At 59.9% G+C, this 22404-nt stretch carries 18 protein-coding genes; 12 read left to right on the forward strand and 6 right to left on the reverse strand.

What is annotated here, in order from left to right:
- Positions 1–179 precede the first annotated feature (179 nt).
- The 11 genes from ACTJK9_RS09355 (at position 180) to hemE (ending at position 16023) form a co-directional block, all read left to right on the forward strand.
- Positions 180–1244 (forward strand): pilus assembly protein PilM, encoded by a 1065-nt coding sequence (locus ACTJK9_RS09355; RefSeq protein WP_007952389.1) that lies wholly within the window; start codon positions 180–182, stop codon positions 1242–1244.
- Positions 1244–1810: a PilN domain-containing protein gene (locus ACTJK9_RS09360; protein ID WP_074689559.1), complete on the forward strand. Its 567-nt coding sequence runs from the start codon at positions 1244–1246 to the stop codon at positions 1808–1810. Before ACTJK9_RS09355 ends, ACTJK9_RS09360 begins: the two co-directional genes overlap by 1 nt.
- Positions 1807–2430: a type 4a pilus biogenesis protein PilO gene (gene pilO / locus ACTJK9_RS09365; protein WP_085611135.1), complete on the forward strand. Its 624-nt coding sequence runs from the start codon at positions 1807–1809 to the stop codon at positions 2428–2430. The genes ACTJK9_RS09360 and pilO overlap by 4 nt, the downstream gene beginning before the upstream one ends.
- Positions 2427–2951 (forward strand): pilus assembly protein PilP, encoded by a 525-nt coding sequence (locus ACTJK9_RS09370; RefSeq protein WP_039766425.1) that lies wholly within the window; start codon positions 2427–2429, stop codon positions 2949–2951. The genes pilO and ACTJK9_RS09370 overlap by 4 nt, the downstream gene beginning before the upstream one ends.
- A gap of 14 nt (positions 2952–2965) precedes the next feature.
- On the forward strand, positions 2966–5044 hold the full coding sequence (pilQ, locus tag ACTJK9_RS09375; RefSeq protein ID WP_440813476.1) for a type IV pilus secretin PilQ: 2079 nt from the start codon (positions 2966–2968) through the stop codon (positions 5042–5044).
- A 4-nt stretch (positions 5045–5048) separates the two neighbouring features.
- Positions 5049–5567, forward strand: coding sequence for a shikimate kinase AroK (gene aroK / locus ACTJK9_RS09380; RefSeq protein WP_011332081.1), 519 nt, complete (start codon positions 5049–5051; stop codon positions 5565–5567).
- Positions 5568–5719: 152 nt separating this feature from the next.
- Positions 5720–6820 (forward strand): 3-dehydroquinate synthase, encoded by a 1101-nt coding sequence (aroB, locus tag ACTJK9_RS09385; RefSeq protein WP_011332082.1) that lies wholly within the window; start codon positions 5720–5722, stop codon positions 6818–6820.
- A 10-nt stretch (positions 6821–6830) separates the two neighbouring features.
- Entirely contained in the window at positions 6831–8438 is a 1608-nt protein-coding gene (locus tag ACTJK9_RS09390; protein ID WP_440813478.1) for an AAA family ATPase, read from the forward strand.
- A 350-nt stretch (positions 8439–8788) separates the two neighbouring features.
- Positions 8789–13234: a glutamate synthase large subunit gene (gene gltB / locus ACTJK9_RS09395; RefSeq protein WP_085611132.1), complete on the forward strand. Its 4446-nt coding sequence runs from the start codon at positions 8789–8791 to the stop codon at positions 13232–13234.
- Positions 13235–13267: 33 nt separating this feature from the next.
- On the forward strand, positions 13268–14686 hold the full coding sequence (locus ACTJK9_RS09400) for an FAD-dependent oxidoreductase (RefSeq protein ID WP_007909438.1): 1419 nt from the start codon (positions 13268–13270) through the stop codon (positions 14684–14686).
- Positions 14687–14955: 269 nt separating this feature from the next.
- Positions 14956–16023 (forward strand): uroporphyrinogen decarboxylase, encoded by a 1068-nt coding sequence (hemE, locus tag ACTJK9_RS09405; protein WP_007968321.1) that lies wholly within the window; start codon positions 14956–14958, stop codon positions 16021–16023.
- A gap of 71 nt (positions 16024–16094) precedes the next feature.
- Here the strand turns inward: hemE and ACTJK9_RS09410 are convergent, their stop codons facing one another.
- From ACTJK9_RS09410 to ACTJK9_RS09420, 3 genes are all read right to left on the reverse strand, one after another.
- Entirely contained in the window at positions 16095–16739 is a 645-nt protein-coding gene (locus ACTJK9_RS09410) for a retron system putative HNH endonuclease (RefSeq protein ID WP_085611131.1), read from the reverse strand.
- On the reverse strand, positions 16736–18004 hold the full coding sequence (locus ACTJK9_RS09415) for an AAA family ATPase (RefSeq protein ID WP_085611130.1): 1269 nt from the start codon (positions 18002–18004) through the stop codon (positions 16736–16738). Before ACTJK9_RS09415 ends, ACTJK9_RS09410 begins: the two co-directional genes overlap by 4 nt.
- 77 nt (positions 18005–18081) lie before the next feature.
- Positions 18082–19359 carry an MFS transporter gene (locus tag ACTJK9_RS09420; RefSeq protein WP_085611129.1) on the reverse strand — a complete coding sequence of 426 codons (1278 nt, stop codon included), beginning with the start codon at positions 19357–19359 and terminating at the stop codon, positions 18082–18084.
- A gap of 118 nt (positions 19360–19477) precedes the next feature.
- Between ACTJK9_RS09420 and ACTJK9_RS09425 the strand changes: the two genes are divergently transcribed.
- A complete protein-coding gene (locus tag ACTJK9_RS09425) occupies positions 19478–20374 on the forward strand; it encodes a LysR family transcriptional regulator (RefSeq protein ID WP_039766450.1) in 897 nt (298 codons plus the stop codon).
- Here ACTJK9_RS09425 and ACTJK9_RS09430 read toward each other — a convergent pair whose 3' ends face one another.
- The 3 genes from ACTJK9_RS09430 to ACTJK9_RS09440 form a co-directional block, all read right to left on the reverse strand.
- On the reverse strand, positions 20375–20812 hold the full coding sequence (locus tag ACTJK9_RS09430) for an excinuclease (protein ID WP_440813484.1): 438 nt from the start codon (positions 20810–20812) through the stop codon (positions 20375–20377). It abuts the gene before it with no gap.
- Between the two features lie 599 nt (positions 20813–21411).
- The gene (locus tag ACTJK9_RS09435) at positions 21412–21666 is read right to left on the reverse strand and encodes a hypothetical protein (protein WP_108559205.1); all 255 of its coding nucleotides are present in this window, start codon (positions 21664–21666) and stop codon (positions 21412–21414) included.
- Positions 21667–21739: 73 nt separating this feature from the next.
- Entirely contained in the window at positions 21740–22069 is a 330-nt protein-coding gene (locus tag ACTJK9_RS09440) for a DUF6124 family protein (RefSeq protein WP_221398533.1), read from the reverse strand.
- Positions 22070–22404: the final 335 nt, after the last annotated feature.

A 22404-nucleotide genomic window follows, 5' to 3' on the forward strand; every position in this document is an offset into this window, starting at 1 on the left:
CAGGGTTCCGGGTAACACACAGAACGACCCGCGCCGGCAGTAAAAGGCGGAAAAAATCGCTGGGCATTATAAGCACTTTTCCGCAGGGGGCGTCATTTGCGCTTCTGTCAAGACGGGGCGAGGGAACGCAATGCGCATTACAGAGTCCGTAACTCACGGAAAGTCATAGGGAATTGGTAGTGCTAGGACTCTTCAATAAAAAGGCCAATACGTTACTGGGGATCGACATCAGCTCCACGTCGGTGAAGCTGCTGGAGCTGAGCCGTCAGGGTGAACGCTACCGGGTCGAGGCGTATGCGGTGGAGCCGTTGCCGGCGAGTGCCGTGGTCGAAAAGAACATCGCCGAACTCGAGGGCGTCGGCCAGGCCCTGTCCCGGGTGCTGGTCAAGGCGCGTACCGGGTTGAAAACCGTGGCGGTGGCGGTGGCCGGCTCGGCGGTGATTACCAAGGTCATCGAGATGGACGCCGGGCTGTCCGACGATGAACTGGAAAACCAGCTCAAGATCGAGGCCGATCAATACATTCCCTACCCGCTGGACGAGGTCGCCATCGACTTCGAAGTCCAGGGCGTTTCGCCGCGCAACCCCGAGCGGGTCAACGTACTGCTGGCCGCCTGTCGCAAGGAAAACGTCGAAGTCCGCGAAGCGGCGCTCGCACTGGCCGGGCTGACGGCGCGGGTGGTGGATGTCGAGGCGTATGCGCTGGAGCGCTCGTTCGGCCTGCTGGCCACGCAACTGGCCGCGTCCCAGGATCGGTTGACGGTGGCGGTGGTCGACATCGGCGCCACCATGACCACCCTCAGCGTCCTGCACAACGGCCGGATCATCTATACCCGCGAACAGCTGTTCGGCGGTCGACAGCTGACCGAGGAAATCCAGCGCCGTTATGGCCTGACCCTTGAACAGGCGGGACTTGCCAAGAAGCAGGGCGGCCTGCCGGACGATTACGTCAGCGAGGTGCTGCAGCCATTTCGTGAGGCGCTGGTGCAGCAGGTGTCGCGCTCCCTGCAGTTCTTTTTTGCCTCCGGCCAGTACAACGCTGTCGACCACATTCTGCTGGCCGGCGGCACGGCGTCGGTGCCCGGCCTCGACCGGCTGATCGAAGAGCGCCTGAACACCCCGACCCAGGTTGCCAATCCGTTTTCCGACATGGCCTTGAGCAGCAAGGTCAACGCCGGGGCTTTGGCGAGCGATGCGCCGGCCCTGATGATTGCCTGCGGGCTCGCGCTCAGGAGTTTCGACTGATGGCGCGGATCAACCTTTTACCCTGGCGCGAGGAGCGTCGCGAGGAACGGCGCAAACGCTTCCTGCTGGTCTTGATCGGTGTGGTGGTCGGTTCGGTGGGGGCGGTGCTCATCGCTGATCAGATCATCAGCGGCGCCATCGCCCGGCAGGTTGCGCGCAATGACTACATCGGCAAACAGATCTCCGTGGTCGACGAGAGGATCAAGCAGATCAGCGACCTCAAGGCCCATCGCCAGCAACTGGTGGAGCGCATGCGCATCATCCAGGACTTGCAGGGCAACCGGCAGATCAGCGGGCGGATCTTCGATCAGCTGGCGCGCACCTTGCCCGATGGGGTGTATTTCACCGACGTGAAAATGGTCGGCAAGACCCTGTCGATCAGCGGCGCGGCGGAGTCGAACAATCGAGTGTCCGACCTGATGCGCAATCTCGACGCCTCCGACTGGTTCGATGCGCCCAACCTCAATGAAGTGAAAGCCACCACAGCCGGACAAGTGGATCAGGCCAACGTCTTTCAGCTGACCGTTCGCCAGACTCGACCCCGGCTCGAGGAGGACGACCAATGAAGCCGTCCGAGTGGCTGGAAAGCCTGCGCAATGTCGATTTCAACGACCTCGACACCAGCAACATCGGCTCCTGGCCGCCAGTGGTCAAAAGCCTGGCCGGCGGGCTGTTGATGGTGCTGGTCCTGGCGCTTGGCTATAACTTTTTCATCAGTGACCTGGAGAACCAGCTCGAACTCAAACGTGAGGAGGAAATCACCCTCAAGGAGCAGTTCGCGAGCAAGGCGCGCATGGCGGCCAATCTGGAGCTGTACACCCAGCAGATGAAAGAGATGGAAAACTCGTTCGGCGTGCTGTTGCGACAACTGCCCAGTGACACCGAAGTGCCGGGGTTGCTGGAAGACATCACCCGCACCGGACTGGGCAGCGGCCTTGAGTTCGAAGAGATCAAACTGCTGCCGGAGGTTACCCAGCAGTTCTACATCGAGTTGCCCATCCAGATCACCGTGACCGGGGCCTATCACGACCTCGCGACCTTCGTCAGTGGCGTGGCCGGGCTGCCCCGCATCGTCACCCTGCACGATTTCGAGCTGGCGCCAGCCAATCCTGAAGGCGGGCCGAAGCTGCGCATGAGCATCCTCGCCAAGACCTACCGCTATAACGACAAGGGGCTGCAGAAATGAGCCCGATCCGTTTTATCGCCCTGTCGGCATTGTTATTGGTGCTCGGTGGCTGTGGCGGCGATGACTTCAGCGACCTCGACGCCTACATGAATGAAGTGCGCCTGCGTCCGCCGGGCAAGATCGAGCCGACTCCGACCTTCCGCTCCTACCCGACGTTCACCTACAGCGCCGCCAACCTGCGCAGTCCGTTTTCGCGCCAGCTGCGGGTCGATCTGGCCGGGCAGAAACATGGCTCGCGCGACGTGAAACCCGATCCCAACCGGGTCAAGCAATACCTCGAAGGCTTCAACATCGAGCAGTTTGAAATGGTCGGCACGATTGCCAACGCCTCCGGTTCCTTCGCCCTGCTGCGAGGCGCGGGCGGCGTCCATCGGCTCAAGGTCGGCGACTATCTGGGGCGCAACGACGGGCGCATCGTCGCCATCAGCGCTTCACAGGTCGAAGTGGTGGAAATCGTTCCCGATGGCCAGGGCGCCTGGCTTGAGCGGCCGCGCACCATTCCTTTGAAAGAGCATTCATAAGTGGAAGTCGAACAATGAACAGGATTTTCTCCACCCTCGGTTTCTCGCTATGGATAGCGCTGCTTTCGCCGATGGTACAGGCAGCCAATCTGAAGGCGCTGGACGTCGCGGCACTGCCGGGGGACCGGGTCGAGCTGAAGCTGTCGTTCGATGGCCCGCCTCCGCAGCCCAAGGGCTACACCACCGATTCGCCGGCGCGGATCGCACTCGATCTGCCGGGTGTCGCCAGTCAGTTGGCAAGCAAGACCCGTGACCTGGGCAGTGGCAATGCCCGCACGGCCACGGTGGTCGAGGCCAATAACCGGACGCGGCTGATCATCAGCCTGACGCAACTGGCGCCGTACGACACCCGGGTCGAAGGCAATACGGTGTTCGTGGTGGTCGGGCAAGGCAGCAAAGCCGCTGCCCCACGTACGGCGGCTCGTGCCCCGCGTGCAGCACCGGCGGCAGCGCCGGTCCGCACGTTTGCGCCGACCGCCAGAGCCATTCGCGGCGTGGATTTCCAGCGTGGCACGGCGGGCGAGGGCAACGTGGTCATCGACTTGTCCGACCCGGCTATCGCCCCGGACATCCAGGAGCACGACGGCAAGATCATCCTCAATTTCGCCCGTACCCAATTGCCAGAACCGCTGCGGGTACGCCTCGACGTCAAGGACTTCGCCACCCCGGTGCAGTTCGTCAATGCCGGGGTCAGCGGTGATCGGGCGACGATCACCGTCGAACCCAGCGGTACTTTCGACTATTCCACTTACCAGACCGACAACAAGCTGACCGTCAGCATCCGGCCGTTGACCGTCGATGACCTGCAAAAACGCAACGCCGATCGCAACAGCTATAACGGCGAAAAGCTCTCGCTGAATTTCCAGGACATCGATGTCCGTTCGGTGCTGCAACTGATCGCCGACTTCACCAACCTCAATCTGGTGGCCAGCGATACGGTGCAGGGCGGGATCACCTTGCGCCTGCAGAACGTGCCGTGGGATCAGGCGCTGGATCTGGTGCTCAAGACCAAAGGCCTGGACAAGCGCAAGGTCGGCAACGTGTTGCTGGTGGCGCCGGCGGATGAAATTGCTGCGCGCGAGCGGCAGGAACTGGAATCGCAGAAACAGATCGCCGAACTGGCGCCGCTGCGTCGTGAGCTATTGCAGGTGAACTACGCCAAAGCCGCCGACATCGCCAAGCTGTTCCAGTCTGTCACCAGCGCCGAGGCGAAGGTCGACGAGCGGGGTTCTATCACCGTCGATGAGCGCACCAACAACATCATTGCCTACCAGACCCAGGATCGCCTCGACGAGCTGCGGCGGATTGTGGCGCAGCTGGATATTCCGGTGCGTCAGGTGATGATCGAGGCACGGATCGTCGAGGCCAACGTCGACTACGACAAGAGTCTGGGCGTGCGCTGGGGCGGTTCGATTCAGAACAAGGGCAACTGGAACACTTCCGGGGTCAGCAACGGTTCGTCGACCACCATTGGCACGCCGGGCAGCACCAGCACCAACTCGCCGTTCGTCGACATGGGCACGGTCAACAACACGTCCGGGATCGGCATCGCGTTCATCACCGATAACGTCTTGCTCGACCTTGAGCTGACCGCGATGGAGAAGACCGGCAACGGCGAAATCGTCTCGCAGCCCAAGGTGGTCACCTCCGACAAGGAAACCGCGAAGATCCTCAAGGGCACCGAGATTCCGTATCAGGAAGCCAGCTCCAGCGGCGCTACGTCGGTGTCCTTCAAGGAGGCCTCGCTGTCACTGGAAGTGACGCCGCAGATCACCCCGGACAATCGCATCATCATGGAGGTCAAGGTCACCAAGGACGAACCGGACTACCTGAACAAAGTGCAGGATGTACCGCCGATCAAGAAAAACGAGGTCAATGCCAAGGTGCTGGTGAACGACGGCGAAACCATCGTGATTGGGGGCGTTTTCTCAAATACTCAGAGCAAGGTTGTAGATAAGGTGCCATTTCTTGGCGATGTGCCGTATCTTGGCCGCCTTTTCCGGCGTGATGTGGTTTCGGAGAAAAAATCCGAGCTGCTGGTATTTCTCACTCCGCGTATCATGAATAACCAGGCGATTGCTGTGAGTCGTTGATTCTGTGCGAAATTTGATTCTTGTAGGACCGATGGGGGCTGGAAAAAGCACCATCGGCCGATTACTGGCCAAAGAGCTGCGCCTGCCGTTCAAGGATTCCGACAAGGAAATTGAACTGCGTACGGGCGCCAATATTCCGTGGATCTTCGACAAGGAAGGCGAGCCCGGCTTTCGTGACCGTGAGCAGGCGATGATCGCCGAGCTGTGCGCGTTCGACGGCGTGGTGCTGGCGACCGGCGGCGGCGCGGTGATGCGCGATGCCAACCGCAAGGCCCTGCACGAGGGCGGGCGGGTGGTGTATCTGCACGCCTCCGTCGAGCAGCAGGTCGGTCGTACCTCTCGCGATCGCAACCGGCCGTTGTTGCGCACTGCCAATCCGGAGAAAACCTTGCGCGATCTGCTGGCGATCCGTGATCCGCTCTATCGGGAAATCGCCGATCTGGTGGTGGAAACCGACGAGCGGCCACCGCGCATGGTCGTACTCGATATTCTCGACCGCCTGGCGCAGCTTCCGCCCCGTTAAAGCATCGCTCGAAATGCGCTATCCTCGGCGTCCTGTCACAGCCCGCCGAGGTTGTGGCGGATGGCGTGCGAGCGGCGTCATACCCGCTACAGGCTGCAGACAACCAATAATTCAGGGCAGGACGCCTGCTTCCATCTTCACTGTGGGGACACATGCAGACACTCAAGGTCGACCTAGGCGAGCGCAGCTACCCGATTCACATTGGCGAGGGACTGCTGGACCAGCCTGAGCTGCTGGCCCCGCATATCCACGGGCGGCAGGTGGCAATCATCTCCAACGAGACCGTTGCGCCGCTCTATCTCGAGCGTCTGACCCGCAGCCTGGCGCAGTTTTCAGTGGTTTCCGTGGTGTTGCCCGACGGCGAAGCCTTCAAGAACTGGGAAACCCTGCAGTTGATTTTCGACGGACTGCTGACCGCCCGTCATGACCGCCGCACCACAGTGATCGCCCTCGGTGGCGGCGTGATCGGCGACATGGCCGGTTTCGCGGCCGCCTGCTACCAGCGCGGCGTCGATTTCATCCAGATCCCTACCACGCTGCTGTCCCAGGTCGATTCGTCGGTGGGCGGCAAGACCGGGATCAACCATCCGCTGGGCAAGAACATGGTCGGCGCGTTCTATCAGCCGAATGTGGTGCTGATCGATACCGCGTCCCTGAAAACCCTGCCGGCGCGCGAGCTGTCGGCCGGTCTGGCGGAAGTCATCAAGTACGGTCTGATCTGTGACGAGCCGTTCCTGACCTGGCTCGAAGACAACGTCGATGCCCTGCGTGCGCTGGATCAAACGGCCCTGACCTATGCCATCGAACGTTCCTGCGCCGCCAAGGCGGCGGTGGTCGGAGCCGACGAGAAGGAAACCGGCGTACGGGCCACCCTCAATCTTGGCCACACCTTTGGCCACGCCATCGAAACCCACATGGGCTATGGTGTCTGGTTGCATGGCGAAGCGGTCGCCGCCGGCACCGTGATGGCGCTGGAAATGTCCGCGCGCCTGGGCTGGATCAGCGAGCAGGAGCGTGATCGCGGCATCCGGCTGTTCCAGCGTGCCGGTCTGCCGGTGATCCCGCCGGAAGAGATGACCGAAGCCGATTTTCTTGAACACATGGCAATTGACAAAAAAGTGATCGACGGTCGCTTGCGCCTGGTGCTGCTGCGCCGGATGGGCGAAGCGGTGGTGACCGACGATTATCCGAAAGAGGTTCTACAGGCCACGCTGGGAGCGGATTACCGCGCTCTGGCTCAGCTTAAAGGTTAATAAGATTCCGATGACTAGTTTGCATGCCGACGAGGCGTTCCTCGGCCATTTCCAGTTAAGTCACGACCCTTTCGCGCCGCGGGTGCCGGGCTTCAAATTCTTCCCGGCCCAGCGCAAGCCGGTGCTGGGTCAACTGCATCATCTGGCCCGTTACAGTCAGTTGCTGCTGGTGGTCACTGGCCCGCAGGGCAGCGGCAAGACCCTGCTGCGTCAGGCGCTGGTGGCCAGCACCAACAAGCAATCGGTGCAGAGCGTCGTCGTTTCCGCCCGTGGCGCCGGCGATGCCGCCGGTGTGCTGCGCCAGATCGCCCAGGCGCTGGACGTGGCGCAGGCCGAGGTCGGGGCGATCCTCGATCAGGTCGTTCAATTGGCGCTGACGGGGCAGGAAGTCTATCTGCTGGTGGATGATGCCGAGCAGCTCGACGAGTCCGCCCTTGAAGCCCTGATGGCGCTGGGCGCCGGTGCGCCGGAAGGTCGCCCGCACGTGTTCCTGTTCGGTGAGTCGTCGCTGATCGCGCAGCTCGAGGCCTTGCACCTTGAGGAAGAGCGCTTTCACGTCATCGAACTGCAGCCGTACACCGAAGAAGAAACCCGCGAGTATCTTGACCAGCGGCTCGAAGGCGCCGGCCGGGGTGTCGAACTTTTCACCGCGGATCAGATCTCTGATATTCACGAAAGCTCCGAGGGCTGGCCGGGCAATATCAACCAGGTCGCTCGCGATGCTCTGATCGAAGTCATGATTGCCAGCCGCTCTGCGGTCAAGCGTCCAAGTATGGGGTTCAACATGCCGAAGAAACACGTATTGGCGATTTCCGCCGTCGTTGTGGTCGCGGTCGCTGCCGCCTGGCTGATGCCGGGTCGCAACAAGGCACCGACCACCGGTGCGCCGGCCAACGAGCAGGCGCAACTGCCATTGGGCCAGGGCACGCCGCAGGCGGGTGGCGCGCCGTCCGTCGAATTCAACGGCAATACCCAGCCGATGCCGCTGCCGCTGGTCGGCAACTCGCAACCGGTGATGCGTGGCCCGTTGGCTGAAGCCGCGGGTGGCATCACTGAAGGCGACGACGGCGTGCCGGTCGAAGGCTCCAGCAACACGCCACCGACCGTGACCACTACCGCGCCACCTGCGGGCGTTCAGGCCGGCCCTGCGCCGACCCCGGTTCCGGTTCCGGTTCCGGCCCCGGCGGCCAAACCGACCCCGGCACCGACCCAGGTCGCTACCGCCAAGCCTGCTCCGGCCGCTCCAGTGACCAAACCGGCTCCGGCACCTGCCAAGCCTGTTGCCGCCGCGAAACCTGCCGAGAAGCCGGTCACCGTCGCCAAGGCTGCCGGTGGCAGCTGGTACGCCGGTCAGCCGACCAGCAACTACGTGGTGCAGATCCTCGGCACCAGCTCCGAAGCGACCGCGCAAAACTTCGTCAAGGAGCAGGGCGGCGAGTACCGTTATTTCAAGAAAGTCCTCAACGGCAAGCCTCTCTACGTGATCACCTACGGCAACTTCGCCAATCGTGATGCAGCCGTTTCTGCCATCAAGGCCTTGCCAGCGAAGGTTCAGGCTGGTAAACCTTGGCCTCGCACTGTCGCCAGCGTCCAACAGGAACTGGCAACAACTCGCTGAAGATTCGGCGGCCTTACCCAGGCCGCCTCTCCAAGCACCTCAAAATTTCTACAAGTGCGCGCCGTCTCTACAGACCGCGTGCCTTGTGGTGTCTGCGTCACAGTAGTCTTTGAGTCGTTGCGGTCAAAACTAAAAAAGTTTTGACTAGCACAGCAGATCGTTTTAAACCTTTCACAAATGCGACATGAATTTGCGACATTTCGTCGTCAAATTTGTGAGCCTTTGTGTCGCTGTGTACAATGACCACCCTTTTGCCCCCGCAAAGCCGGCGTACGTTCGGCGCGGCAAGCAAGTGGTTGAATTGAAAAGAAATTTGCCTCGTTAAGAGGCAGCCTGGTGAGAAAGTGTCTATGAAAGCAGGTCTGTACCAACCAGATGAATTCAAGGATAACTGCGGTTTCGGCCTGATAGCCCATATGCAGGGCGAACCCAGTCATACCCTTTTGCAAACGGCCATCGAGGCCCTGACCTGCATGACCCACCGCGGTGGGATTAATGCCGACGGCAAGACCGGTGACGGTTGCGGTCTGCTGATTCAAAAACCCGACGCCTTCCTGCGTGCCATTGCCCAGGAAGCCTTCAGCGTCGAGCTGCCCAAGCAATATGCCGTGGGCATGGTCTTCTTCAATCAGGATCCGGCCAAGGCCGAAGCCGCTCGCGAGAACATGAACCGCGAGATCCTGGCCGAAGGCCTGCAACTGATCGGCTGGCGCAAAGTGCCGATCGACACCAGCGTCCTCGGCCGCCTGGCCCTTGAGCGCCTGCCGCAGATCGAGCAGGTGTACATCGGCGGCGAAGGCCTGAGCGATCAGGACATGGCGGTCAAGCTGTTCAGCGCCCGTCGTCGCTCGTCCGTGGCCAATGCCGCCGACACCGACCACTACATCTGCAGCTTTTCCCACAAGACCATCATCTATAAAGGCCTGATGATGCCGGCCGACCTGGCCGCGTTCTATCCGGACCTGGGTGACCAGCGCCTGCAAACCGCAATCTGCGTGTTCCACCAGCGCTTCTCCACCAACACCCTGCCGAAATGGCCGCTGGCTCAGCCATTCCGCTTCCTCGCCCACAACGGCGAGATCAACACCATCACCGGCAACCGCAACTGGGCGCAGGCCCGTCGGACCAAGTTCACCAACGATCTGATGGATCTGGAAGAACTCGGCCCGCTGGTCAACCGTGTCGGTTCCGATTCCTCGAGCATGGACAACATGCTCGAACTGATGGTCACCGGCGGCATCGACCTGTTCCGTGGCGTGCGGATGATCATTCCGCCAGCGTGGCAGAACGTCGAAACCATGGATCCGGATCTGCGTGCGTTCTACGAGTACAACTCGATGCACATGGAACCGTGGGACGGCCCGGCCGGCGTGGTCATGACCGACGGTCGCTACGCGGTGTGCCTGCTCGACCGTAACGGTCTGCGCCCGGCGCGCTGGGTCACCACCAAGAACGGTTTCATCACCCTGGCTTCGGAAATCGGCGTCTGGAACTACCAGCCTGAAGACGTGCTCGCCAAGGGCCGTGTCGGCCCGGGCCAGATCTTCGCCGTGGACACCGAAACCGGGCAGATCCTCGACACCGATGCGATCGACAACCGTCTCAAATCCCGTCATCCGTACAAGCAATGGTTGCGCAAGAATGCCCTGCGTATCCAGGCGACCATGGAAGACAACGATCACGGTTCGGCTTTCTACGACGTCGATCAGCTCAAGCAATACATGAAGATGTATCAGGTCACGTTCGAAGAGCGCGATCAGGTACTGCGTCCGCTTGGCGAGCAAGGCTATGAAGCCGTCGGCTCGATGGGCGACGACACGCCGATGGCCGTGCTGTCCCAGCGCGTGCGCACGCCGTACGACTATTTCCGCCAGCAGTTTGCCCAGGTGACCAACCCGCCGATCGACCCGCTGCGTGAAGCGATCGTGATGTCGCTTGAAATCTGCCTCGGTGCCGAGCGCAACATCTTCCAGGAATCGCCGGAACACGCCTCGCGCGTGATCCTCAGCTCGCCGGTCATTTCCCCGGCCAAGTGGCGTTCGCTGATGAACCTCGACCGTCCGGGTTTCGAGCGGCAGATCATCGACCTCAACTACGACGAAAGCGTCGGCCTCGAAGCGGCGATCCGCAACGTCGCCGATCAGGCTGAAGAAGCCGTGCGTGCCGGTCGTACCCAGATCGTTCTGAGCGACCGCCATATCGCTCCGGGCAAGCTGCCGATCCACGCCTCGCTGGCCACTGGCGCGGTGCACCACCGCCTGACCGAAAAAGGCCTGCGCTGCGACTCCAACATCCTGGTGGAAACCGCCACCGCCCGCGATCCGCACCACTTCGCGGTGCTGATCGGCTTCGGCGCCTCGGCGGTCTATCCGTTCCTGGCGTACGAAGTGCTGGGCGACCTGATCCGGACCGGTGAAGTGCTGGGCGACCTCTACGAGGTGTTCAAGAACTACCGCAAAGGCATCACCAAAGGTCTGTTGAAGATCCTGTCGAAGATGGGCATCTCGACCATCGCCTCGTACCGCGGTGCGCAGCTGTTCGAAGCCATCGGCCTGTCCGAAGAAGTCTGCGAGCTGAGCTTCCGTGGCGTGCCGAGCCGTATCAAGGGTGCGCGTTTCGTCGACATCGAAGCCGAGCAGAAAGCACTGGCCACCGAAGCCTGGAGTCCGCGCAAGCCGATCCAGCAGGGCGGTCTGCTGAAGTTCGTCCACGGTGGCGAATATCACGCGTACAACCCGGACGTGGTCAACACCCTGCAAGCCGCCGTGCAGCAGGGCGACTACGCCAAATTCAAGGAATACACCTCGCTGGTGGACAACCGTCCGGTGTCGATGATCCGCGACCTGTTCAAGGTCAAGACCCTCGACACGCCGCTGGACATCAGTGAAATCGAACCACTGGAATCGGTGCTCAAGCGCTTCGACTCCGCCGGTATCTCGCTGGGCGCGCTGTCGCCGGAAGCTCACGAAGCCCTGGCCGAAGCCATGAACCGCCTCGGTGCGCGTTCCAACTCCGGCGAAGGCGGCGAAGACCCGGCGCGCTACGGCACCATCAAGAGCTCGAAAATCAAGCAAGTTGCGACCGGCCGTTTCGGGGTGACCCCGGAATACCTGGTCAACGCCGAAGTGTTGCAGATCAAGGTCGCCCAGGGCGCCAAGCCGGGCGAGGGCGGGCAACTGCCGGGCGGCAAAGTGAACGGGCTGATCGCCAAGCTGCGTTACGCAGTGCCGGGCGTAACCCTGATTTCGCCACCGCCGCACCACGACATCTATTCCATCGAAGACTTGTCGCAGCTGATCTTTGACTTGAAACAGGTCAACCCGAAGGCGCTGGTCTCGGTGAAACTGGTGGCTGAAGCGGGCGTCGGCACCATCGCTGCCGGTGTGGCCAAGGCCTACGCGGACTTGATCACCATCTCCGGCTACGACGGCGGTACCGGTGCATCGCCGCTAACCTCGATCAAATACGCTGGCGCTCCGTGGGAACTCGGCCTGGCCGAAACCCACCAGACCCTGCGCGGCAACGACCTGCGCGGCAAGGTTCGGGTCCAGACCGACGGCGGCCTGAAAACCGGCCTCGACGTAATCAAGGCAGCCATCCTCGGCGCCGAAAGCTTCGGCTTCGGTACTGCGCCGATGATCGCGCTGGGCTGCAAATACCTGCGTATCTGCCACCTGAACAACTGCGCCACCGGCGTCGCGACCCAGAACGAGAAGCTGCGCAAGGATCACTACATCGGCACCGTCGACATGGTGGTGAATTTCTTCACCTACGTCGCCGAAGAAACCCGCGAGTGGCTGGCCAAGCTCGGCGTGCGCTCCCTCGAAGAGCTGATCGGCCGTACCGATCTGCTGGAAATCCTCGAAGGCCAGACCGCCAAGCAGCATCACTTGGATCTGACCCCGCTGCTGGGCAGCGATCACATCCCGGCGGACAAGCCTCAGTTCTGCGGCGTCGAGCGCAACCCACCGTTCGACCAGGGCCTGCTGGCCGAGAAAATGGTCGAGATGGCGACGTCGGCGATCAACGACCTCAGCGGCGCCGAGTTCGATCTGGATATCTGCAACTGCGACCGTTCGATCGGCGCACGGATCTCCGGCGAAATCGCGCGCAAGCATGGCAACCAGGGTATGGCGAAAGCGCCAATCACCTTCCGCTTCAAGGGCACTGCAGGTCAGAGCTTCGGCGTGTGGAACGCCGGCGGTCTGAACATGTACCTGGAAGGCGACGCCAACGACTACGTCGGCAAAGGCATGACCGGTGGCAAGCTGACCATCGTGCCGCCGAAGGGCAGCGTTTATAAGACTCAGGAAAGCGCCATCATCGGCAACACCTGCCTGTACGGCGCCACGGGCGGCAAGCTGTTCGCCGCCGGCACCGCAGGCGAGCGTTTCGCCGTGCGCAACTCCGGTGCCCACACGGTTGTGGAAGGCACTGGCGATCACTGCTGTGAGTACATGACCGGTGGTTTTGTCTGCGTTCTGGGCAAGACCGGTTACAACTTCGGCTCTGGCATGACCGGCGGTTTCGCCTACGTGCTCGACCAGGACAACACCTTCGTTGACCGGGTCAACCACGAACTGGTGGAAATCCAGCGGATCAGCGGCGAGGCGATGGAAGCCTATCGCAGCCACCTGCAGAACGTGCTGAACGAGTACGTCGCGGAAACCGACAGCGAGTGGGGTCGTGAACTCGCCGAGAACCTCGATGACTACTTGCGCCGTTTCTGGTTGGTCAAGCCGAAGGCTGCCAACCTGAAGTCGTTGCTTTCCAGCACCCGTGCCAACCCGCAGTGATATGCGCCTGAAGAGTTTGATGAGGTTTTAACAATGGCTGAACGTCTGAATAACGACTTCCAGTTCATCGATGTCGGGCGCAAGGATCCGAAGAAGAAACTGTTGCGTCAACGCAAGAAAGAGTTCGTGGAAATCTACGAACCGTTCAAACCCCAGCAGTCGGCCGACCAGGCCCACCGCTGCCTGGGTTGCGGCAACCCGTATTGCGAATGGAAGTGCCCGGTGCACAACTTCATTCCGAACTGGCTGAAGCTGGTGGCCGAGGGCAACATCCTCCAGGCCGCCGAGCTGTCGCACCAGACCAACACCCTGCCGGAAGTCTGCGGCCGGGTGTGCCCGCAGGATCGTTTGTGCGAGGGTGCCTGCACCCTTAACGACGGCTTCGGCGCGGTGACCATCGGTTCGGTCGAGAAGTACATCACCGACACTGCGTTCGCCATGGGCTGGCGCCCGGACATGTCCAAGGTCAAGCCGACCGGCAAGCGTGTCGCGATCATCGGCGCGGGCCCGGCGGGTCTGGGTTGTGCCGACGTGCTGGTGCGTGGCGGCGTGACGCCGGTGGTGTTCGACAAGAACCCGGAAATCGGCGGTCTGCTGACCTTCGGCATCCCCGAGTTCAAGCTCGAGAAGACCGTGCTGAGCAATCGCCGCGAAGTCTTCACCGGCATGGGCATCGAATTCCGCCTCAACACCGAGGTCGGCAAGGACGTGACCATGGAGCAACTGCTCGCCGAATACGATGCCGTGTTCATGGGCATGGGCACCTACACCTACATGAAGGGCGGTTTTGCCGGTGAGGATCTGCCGGGCGTTTATGACGCACTGGATTTCCTGATCGCCAACGTCAACCGCAACCTGGGCTTTGAAAAGTCGCCGGAAGATTTCGTCGACATGAAAGGCAAGAAGGTCGTGGTGCTGGGCGGCGGCGACACGGCGATGGACTGCAACCGCACGTCGATCCGCCAGGGCGCCAAATCGGTGACCTGCGCCTATCGTCGTGACGAAGCAAACATGCCCGGCTCGCGCAAAGAGGTGAAGAACGCCAAGGAAGAAGGCGTGAAATTCCTCTACAACCGTCAGCCGATCGCCATCGTTGGCGAGGACAAGGTCGAAGGCGTGAAAGTGGTCGAGACCCGTCTCGGCGAGCCGGACGCCCGTGGCCGTCGCAGCCCCGAGCCGATCCCGGGCTCCGAAGAGATCATCCCGGCCGACGCCGTGGTCATCGCTTTCGGTTTCCGTCCAAGCCCGGCGCCGTGGTTCGAGCAGTTCGAGATCCAGACCGACAGCCAGGGCCGCGTCGTTGCGCCCGAGCAAGGTCAGTACAAGCACCAGACCAGCAACCCGAAAATCTTCGCCGGTGGCGACATGGTGCGCGGTTCCGACCTGGTGGTGACGGCGATCTTCGAAGGCCGCAATGCGGCTGAAGGGATCCTGGATTACCTGGGCGTCTGATTACATTTCAACCTGAAATGCGATCAAAAATGTGGGAGCGGCGGTGCGACGATTCGACTTGCTCGCGAATGCTTTGTATCAGTTACCTGATGTATTGACTGACACACCGCTTTCGCGAGCAAGACCGCTCCCACATTGGTTTCCGGGTGTTGCTGAAATCCGCCAAATCATTGCGACAAATTGACCCGATAGACAAAAGGCTGACCTGCATCCGTGCCTTTTGCGTCGCGCTCTGAGAAAATGCCCGCACTTTTTTTCCGGATGCCGACATGACTGCCCTGAAGAACGACCGTTTCCTCCGCGCCCTGCTCAAGCAACCCGTAGACGTCACCCCTGTGTGGATGATGCGCCAGGCCGGCCGCTACCTGCCGGAATACCGCGCCAGTCGAGCCCAGGCCGGTGATTTCATGAGCCTGTGCATGAATCCGGAATTCGCCTGCGAAGTCACGCTGCAACCGCTGGACCGCTATCCGCAACTGGACGCGGCGATCCTGTTCTCCGACATCCTCACCATTCCCGATGCCATGGGCCAGGGCCTGTACTTCGAGACCGGTGAAGGCCCGCGCTTCAAGAAAGTCGTCAGCACCCTGGCCGACATCGAAGCCCTGCCGATCCCCGATCCGCACAAAGACCTCGGTTACGTGATGGACGCGGTCAGCACCATCCGCCGCGAACTGAACGGCCGCGTGCCGCTGATCGGTTTCTCCGGCAGCCCGTGGACCCTCGCCACGTACATGGTCGAAGGCGGCTCGTCGAAAGACTTCCGCAAGACCAAGGCGATGCTCTACGACAACCCGCAAGCCATGCACCTGCTGCTGGACAAGCTGGCGCAGTCGGTGACCTCGTACCTGAACGGCCAGATCCAGGCCGGCGCGCAAGCGGTGCAGATCTTCGATACCTGGGGCGGCAACCTGTCGGCGGCGGCGTATCAGGAATTCTCCCTGGCCTACATGAAGAAAATCGTCAGCGGCCTGATCCGCGAGCACGACGGTCGCAAAGTGCCGGTGATCCTGTTCACCAAGAACGGCGGCCTGTGGCTGGAAAGCATCGCCGAGGCCGGTGCTGATGCGCTGGGCCTGGACTGGACCTGCGACATCGGCAACGCCCGCGCCCGCGTGGGCGACAAGGTCGCGCTGCAAGGCAACATGGACCCGACCGTGCTGTACGCCAAGCCGGAAGCGATCCGCACCGAAGTCGGGCGCATCCTCGCCAGTTACGGCAAAGGCAGCGGCCACGTGTTCAACCTCGGCCACGGCATCACCCCGGAAGTCGATCCGGAGCACGCTGGCGCGTTCCTGCGTGCGGTGCACGAGTTGTCGGCGCAGTATCACGAGTAATCGGCGCTCAGCTCTAATAGTAGAAAACAAAAACGCCCGGCTTATGCCGGGCGTTTTTGTTTGCGATGGGTTTAGCGACCGAGGAGTTGTTCGGCGTAGCGGGCGATGATGTGGTCGAAGGGTTTTTGATTGGGAATCGCGGTATTTCTGATCGCCGTCACCAACCGCTCAAGCTCTTCCTCGCTGACGTGCATGACGAACTCATCATCGAAGAGGCGGCGGATTGTGTCCTGACGTCGATTTTTGAGATAGGCGATGTCTAACGCCAGCACTTCAATCATCTTGGCAGCAGGAGGGTCTTCAGCGTTTTTCGGTTGGATTTCGCCGGTTCGCAGATATCGGAAACGCTGTTCACAATTCTCGTCGGTGGGAGAAATGTGTTGGTTTTCGTCGAACCAGTTGCCTTTCTTATGGCCGCAGTGCAACGGGTTGCCGGGTTTGGTTTCTCGCAGGCAGGAGGCATGAAGGTTGTGAAAATCCAACGCTAGCTCTTCAAAATGCTCTTGTGGTCTGAAGTGCTCGATATGGCTGGTCGAGGCATCTATTTCCCGGCCGCAATAACAGCAGAAGAAGCCTTGCTCCTTAAGCAGAGCATTATGCAAATCCCGCTTTTGCGGGTTTTGTAGCGTTGGGTAAGTTGGACTCCACTCGTCGTTCGCCGAGTTTTTCCAATCTGTAAATGAAGCTGGTTCAGTTCCTTTGAGCACTCGCTTCATTTGCCGAGAATCTCCTTGCGCCTGATCAGTGCTTCGGCGCCGGCAAATTCCGGTAGGTCGGGGGCTTTCTTTTTCAGCGCCTCAAGTTGTGACTTTGCCTTTTCGAGGTCGTTGTCTTCCAACGTGGAAAAAAGTTCGGACAGCAGATCTTCGATTTCTGGTTCGCGCTGCGTAACGCCCATTACCTCTTCAAGCACGCTGCTGGAATCCAGACCGTAGGTGACCCGCGGATGAGTCGGATCTCCGTTCTGCAACACGATCACTTCCTCAGGTTTCAGGCTGCCGATGATTTGCGGGGAGTGGCTTGCAGCGATGAACTGGACTTTGGGGAATGCCTGTCTCAGCGATGGCACGATGCTGCGTTGCCAGGCCGGGTGAAGGTGGATGTCCAGTTCGTCGATGATGACCACCCCGGAGGTGTTCTTCAAAACGTCTTTGCCCATTTGGGGGTTGAGGATGCACATGCGGCGGGCGATATCTGCGAACAACGCAATCATCCCGCGTTGACCGTCGCTAAGCTCATTGAAAGGAATGGTTTTTCCATCCAAGTCGATTAACAAGCTTTGCAGCCTGAGGTCGTAGCGCAAATTTTGTGCGTGGGGTATAGCGCGCTCAATCGCAGTGTTTACCCAGTAAAGTTCGTCGTCGAACTCAAGTGACTGAGTATTGGAGTCAAGAAGGTTCTGCATCCGCTCCAGCGTTCTGCCGATTAACCAGCTTTCAAAATCTCTGAGATCCGCAACCGCATCGAACCAGTTAACGTAGGCATCGAAGCGCGAGACGCGCTGTTTTGCGGCGAACTCAGCAGATACTCCCACCCCCTGCCAGCGGCGATTGGATCGGTAGAAAGCAAGCACAGGCAAATCGACCTGAATGGCCAAATTTATTTTCTGTTGTAGTTTTTCTATCTCTGCGTCGAATACTGAATCTACAAGATGGGGCAAGTCTTCTGCATCTCGTTTCAGAACCCAGTCTGTAGCTCCGAAGAAGCTGCCTATGCCATGTACCAGTAATGGGAACTTGCGCTCGAAGCGGCTTCTGTTTTCAAAACGATCTATGACAAAACGAATGTCTTCATTTTTTATAGAGGTCTGACTTGGCTTCATAGCATTGCCAAGTTCGATGAACGAAACGGCAACCGCCTGCAACAACGACGTCTTCCCGCTCCCATTAACTCCCACCACCAGATTGAATCCCGGCTGAAAGTCGAACGTGGCATCTTCGTAGCAACGAAAATTCTGAATGTGGAGACGGTCCAGGCGCATTCTGGCTTCCTTTACCAAAGCAGGTGAATGCCGTCAGTGTACCTTGGCCCGTGATTACCGCTAGGGCGCAGTTGTGGCTAAACCTTTTCGCCACCCCCCAGCGGCGGCAACTTCGCCAGCTTCAACGCCACCAACAGTGCCACCAGCAACAGCGCGCCGATAAACAGCCCAATCCCGTTCCACCCGGCCATGTGCCAGAACACCCCGCCCGCTGTCCCGGCGATGCTCGACCCGGCGTAATAGCTGAACAGGTACAACGACGACGCCTGGCCCTTGGCCTTGAGCGCCCGGCGGCCGATCCAGCTGCTGGCGACCGAGTGGGCGCCGAAGAAGCCGAAGGTGAAGATCAGCATGCCGATGATCACCAGCGGCAGCGGTGTGAACATCGTCAGGGCGAGGCCGGCGAACATCAGGGCGATGGTCGCCCACAGCACTTTGCGGCGGCCCAGTTTGTCGGCCAGCGAACCGATTTTTGCCGAGCTGTAGATGCCCGACAGATACACCACCGACAACAGCCCCACGAACACTTGATCCATGTGATACGGCTCGGCCAGCAGGCGGTAACCGATGTAGTTGAACAGGGTGACGAACGCGCCCATCAGCACGAACGCCTCTAGGAACAGCAGCGGCAGGCCGGCATCGCGAAAGTGCATGGTGAAGCCGTCGAGCAGGCTACGCGGATGCAGCGAGCGGGAGCGGAAGTTGCGCGACTCCGGCAGGATCTTCCAGAACACTGCTGCGGCGATCAACGCCAGGCCGCCGATCACCATCATTGCCGTGTGCCAGCTGACGAAGTCGATCAGCACCCCGGTGATCAACCGCCCGCTCATACCGCCAATCGCGTTGCCGCCGATGTACAGACCCATCGCCAGACCGATGTGCTGCGGATGGATTTCCTCGCTCAGGTAAGTCATGGCCACCGCCGCCAGGCCACTCAATGACAGCCCGATCAGCGCACGCATGATCAGCACGCCATGCCAGCTCGGCATCATCGAACTGGCGATGGTGCACAGCGCCGCGGCAAACAGCGCGGCGACCATCACCGGTTTGCGCCCGACCCGATCGGAAATCGGGCCGGTGATCAGCAGACCGAACGCCAGCATGCCGGTGGCCACCGACAGGATCAGGCTGCTCTGCGCGGCGTTGATCGAATATTCGTGGGACAGCAGCGGCATCATCGGCTGCACGCAGTACAGCAGGGCGAAGGTGGCGAAGCCGCCGCTGAACAGCGCGAGTACCGTGCGCATGAACGCGGGCGTACCTTTCTCGATGTAGATCTCTTGCAGTTCGGTCAGTACATCGTCCGCCGCAGCGGGCGGAACTTCATGGGCCAGTGGAGCGACGGCGGTTTTCACATCAGACCTCGGAGGGCGCGGGCAGGCAGGCAATGAAAAAATCATATAGCTGGCTAATGTTTCTATCCAATATATTGTTCGACCTGTTTGATAGCTTTAACGACCTAATGGGGTGTTCATGGAATTGCGTCATCTGCGCTACTTCATCGCCGTCGCCGAAGAACTGCACTTCGGTCGCGCCGCACAGGTGCTGGGGATCTCCCAGCCACCGCTGAGCCAGCAGATTCAGGCGCTGGAACAGGAAGTCGGCGCGCGACTGTTCGAGCGTACCAATCGTCGGGTCGAGCTCAGCGAGGCCGGGCGGTTGTTTCTGGAGGAAGCGCGGCTGGTGCTGGCTCAGGTCGATAAAGCGGCGGACGTGGCCCGCCGCGCGCAGCTTGGAGAACTGGGGGAGCTGAAGATTGGCTTCACCTCATCGGCGCCGTTCAACTCGACCATTCCCCAAGCGATTTTTTCCTTCCGCCAACGCTTCCCGGCGGTGCATCTGAACCTGCGGGAGATGAGCAGCACCATGGTGGCCGACGCGTTGGTGGACGAATCGATCGAGGTCGGCATCATGCGACCGCTGGGCCTGCCGGATTCGCTGAGCGTGGTCGAACTCATGCGCGAGCCATTGGTGGCCGTGCTCAGCTCCAAACATCCGCTGGCGCAGGGCTCTGAAGAGGGGCTGTTCCTCTCGGCGCTGGCCCTTGAGCCGTTCGTGTTCTTCCCGCGCAGTTACGGCAGCGGACTGTATTCGCAACTGATCAGCCTGGCCCGCGATGCGGGGTTCAGTCCGCACTTCGCCCAGGAGGCCGGCGAAGCCATGACCATCATCGGGCTGGTGGCAGCCGGTCTGGGCGTGTCAGTGATGCCGGCGTCGTATCAGCGGATGCGCATCGACGGCGTGGTCTATCGACCGCTGCTCGATCCCGAGGCCGTGACGGCGGTGTGGCTGGTGCAGCGCAAGGACCAGAAATCGCCGATGGCCAAGGCGTTTGTCGAACTGCTCACGCGCAAGGTCGAAGCCGGTTGATCAAGGCAGCCGCACCAGATCACCCTTCAACGCCACCCGCGTGACAAAGATGCCGGCCCGACATTCGTAAGTGTTCAGATCCTTGCGCACATGCTGGTCGTAGTAGCTGACGATGTTGGTCACCGCATTCGCCCCGACACGCTTGGCCTCGGCCTGCAGCGCAATCAGATTCGACTGCAACACCCACTCGCAGGAGTCGTGATCGCTCTTGTTGAAGCCGTTGGTCTTCAGATCGCTGACCACCCCGCGCCGCAACAACCGCTGAGTGCCCTGAGGTCCGTTGCCGACCAGATAAAACTTCACACTGCCATCCAGCCGCCCGGCGCGCATCGCATCCGACACAACTGTTTCGAACGGCATGTACATCAGATTGGTGGCGTGGCTGGCGCTGGGGAGCAGGCTGAAAAGGGTGGCGGTGATCAGGGCTTTCGCTTGCATGGTTGTCTCCTGTGCCAGGGTGGGTCCTCTAAAACGAGAAATCGCACCCTTCGACCACGTAGTACTTCACCTTAGCCAGATCTTTGTTTAACGCAACGTGACGATCATCCCCATCTGAATTTTAGAAACTGACTCTGAGAGGTGTTGCACCAAGGAGTGGGAACTACAAAATCTCGCGTTATTGCCTACAGGTTTTTCGGAAAACGCTGACTGGCGGGACTTTACAATGAACGTTAATTTTTCTCACTTCGTTCGGCCGCACATAAGGAAGCAAAATCGAACAGTTTTCGCACTGGGACTCTGCCGATTACTTAACAACCGTTGAAGACATTGAGTACTACATGGCAGTTTGTCTGGAGGAAGGAAAAGGGGAGTTCAGATTCTTGAATCAGGCAGTTGCGACAGTTGTACGCGCCTGGCATCGGAACATCGGATTGGAAATCGAAAATTCTCCCCAAAGTGTTTTGTGAGACTCTGAGGATCCTGGGCATCCAGCCATCGCAGAGCCAGACAGGTGACAGGCGATGACAAGCCAACCTGTTTGTGAAAGGGCGCCGAGGCGCCCTTCGTCGTTTCTGAAGGTTTGATTGCATTAACTCCTAAGCCGAAACCTCATCCTGCAATCTGCGCCCGATCACATCCAACAAGTCGCAGCCATCGCGCAACGATGTGACCAATACCTTCGCCAACTCACTGTAAATGCCCTCACTGAACGCCAGGTTTTCGAGAAACTGTGTCGCTGTGCGTATGCGATAAACGGCTATTTCGTGAAGTACGTCAAGTGGTGCTTCAGTGTCGATGAGCAGTGAAGGTATTTCGCAGTCAATTCCGGTGATAGGTCTGTATCGATCCATGACAGAAGAACTCCATTAGGTAAAAGGCGCCAGTATTCGGTGATCAGTGTTTACTGAAATTGCAGGCTCATTTTCAAGGCGGATCAAGATTGTCCAGCACGCGATTGACCGGCAACTCGCTCAGTACGGTGAGCTGCTGAATAGCCAGCGTTACGTTCCGCTGCGGCCCTTCCACCTCGCCCGCGAGATTCGTAGCCATGACATTGAGCGAAGCGAGGTTTTCGCATGCATGGCAAAGCAATGACTCAGTGTCGACATCCGGCAGGATCGTGAAAATGTGGCTGACCGGCTCCGATTTACGCGAGCGGCGGGAGGTAACGGGGACATTAGTTCGGGTTTGGTCGGGCGTGTCTGGATTACGTATGCCTAGGGATTGCGGGTGGTCGGAATCAACTTTTTTCATTTCGGAACTCCCTCTGATTTTTAGTGAATAGCGATATCCATTTCAAGCTATTCATAGGTGCTCGGCGAAGTGCGTGGATAACGAATGTATTTATAACTAATAATTTCGTTTCTATTAATCATATAATTGAACGTTTGTGTAATTAAATGATTCTTTGTAGGTGTCTGTAAGTAAGCTCTCTTAATGTTGTGGGATTTGTCCTATGTATGATGTTTGGTATTCAACGTCGAATTAAACATGCTGCTGTGGATGTACAATTCATTCGCGTATGTCAGCGTTCTGCATGGCTCCGACGAGTAGTGGATGCGTTTCAACCTATCAAGTGATTGGCAGAT

Source organism: Pseudomonas sp. 22082, from assembly GCF_052046055.1.
Classification (GTDB): domain Bacteria; phylum Pseudomonadota; class Gammaproteobacteria; order Pseudomonadales; family Pseudomonadaceae; genus Aquipseudomonas; species Aquipseudomonas pharyngis.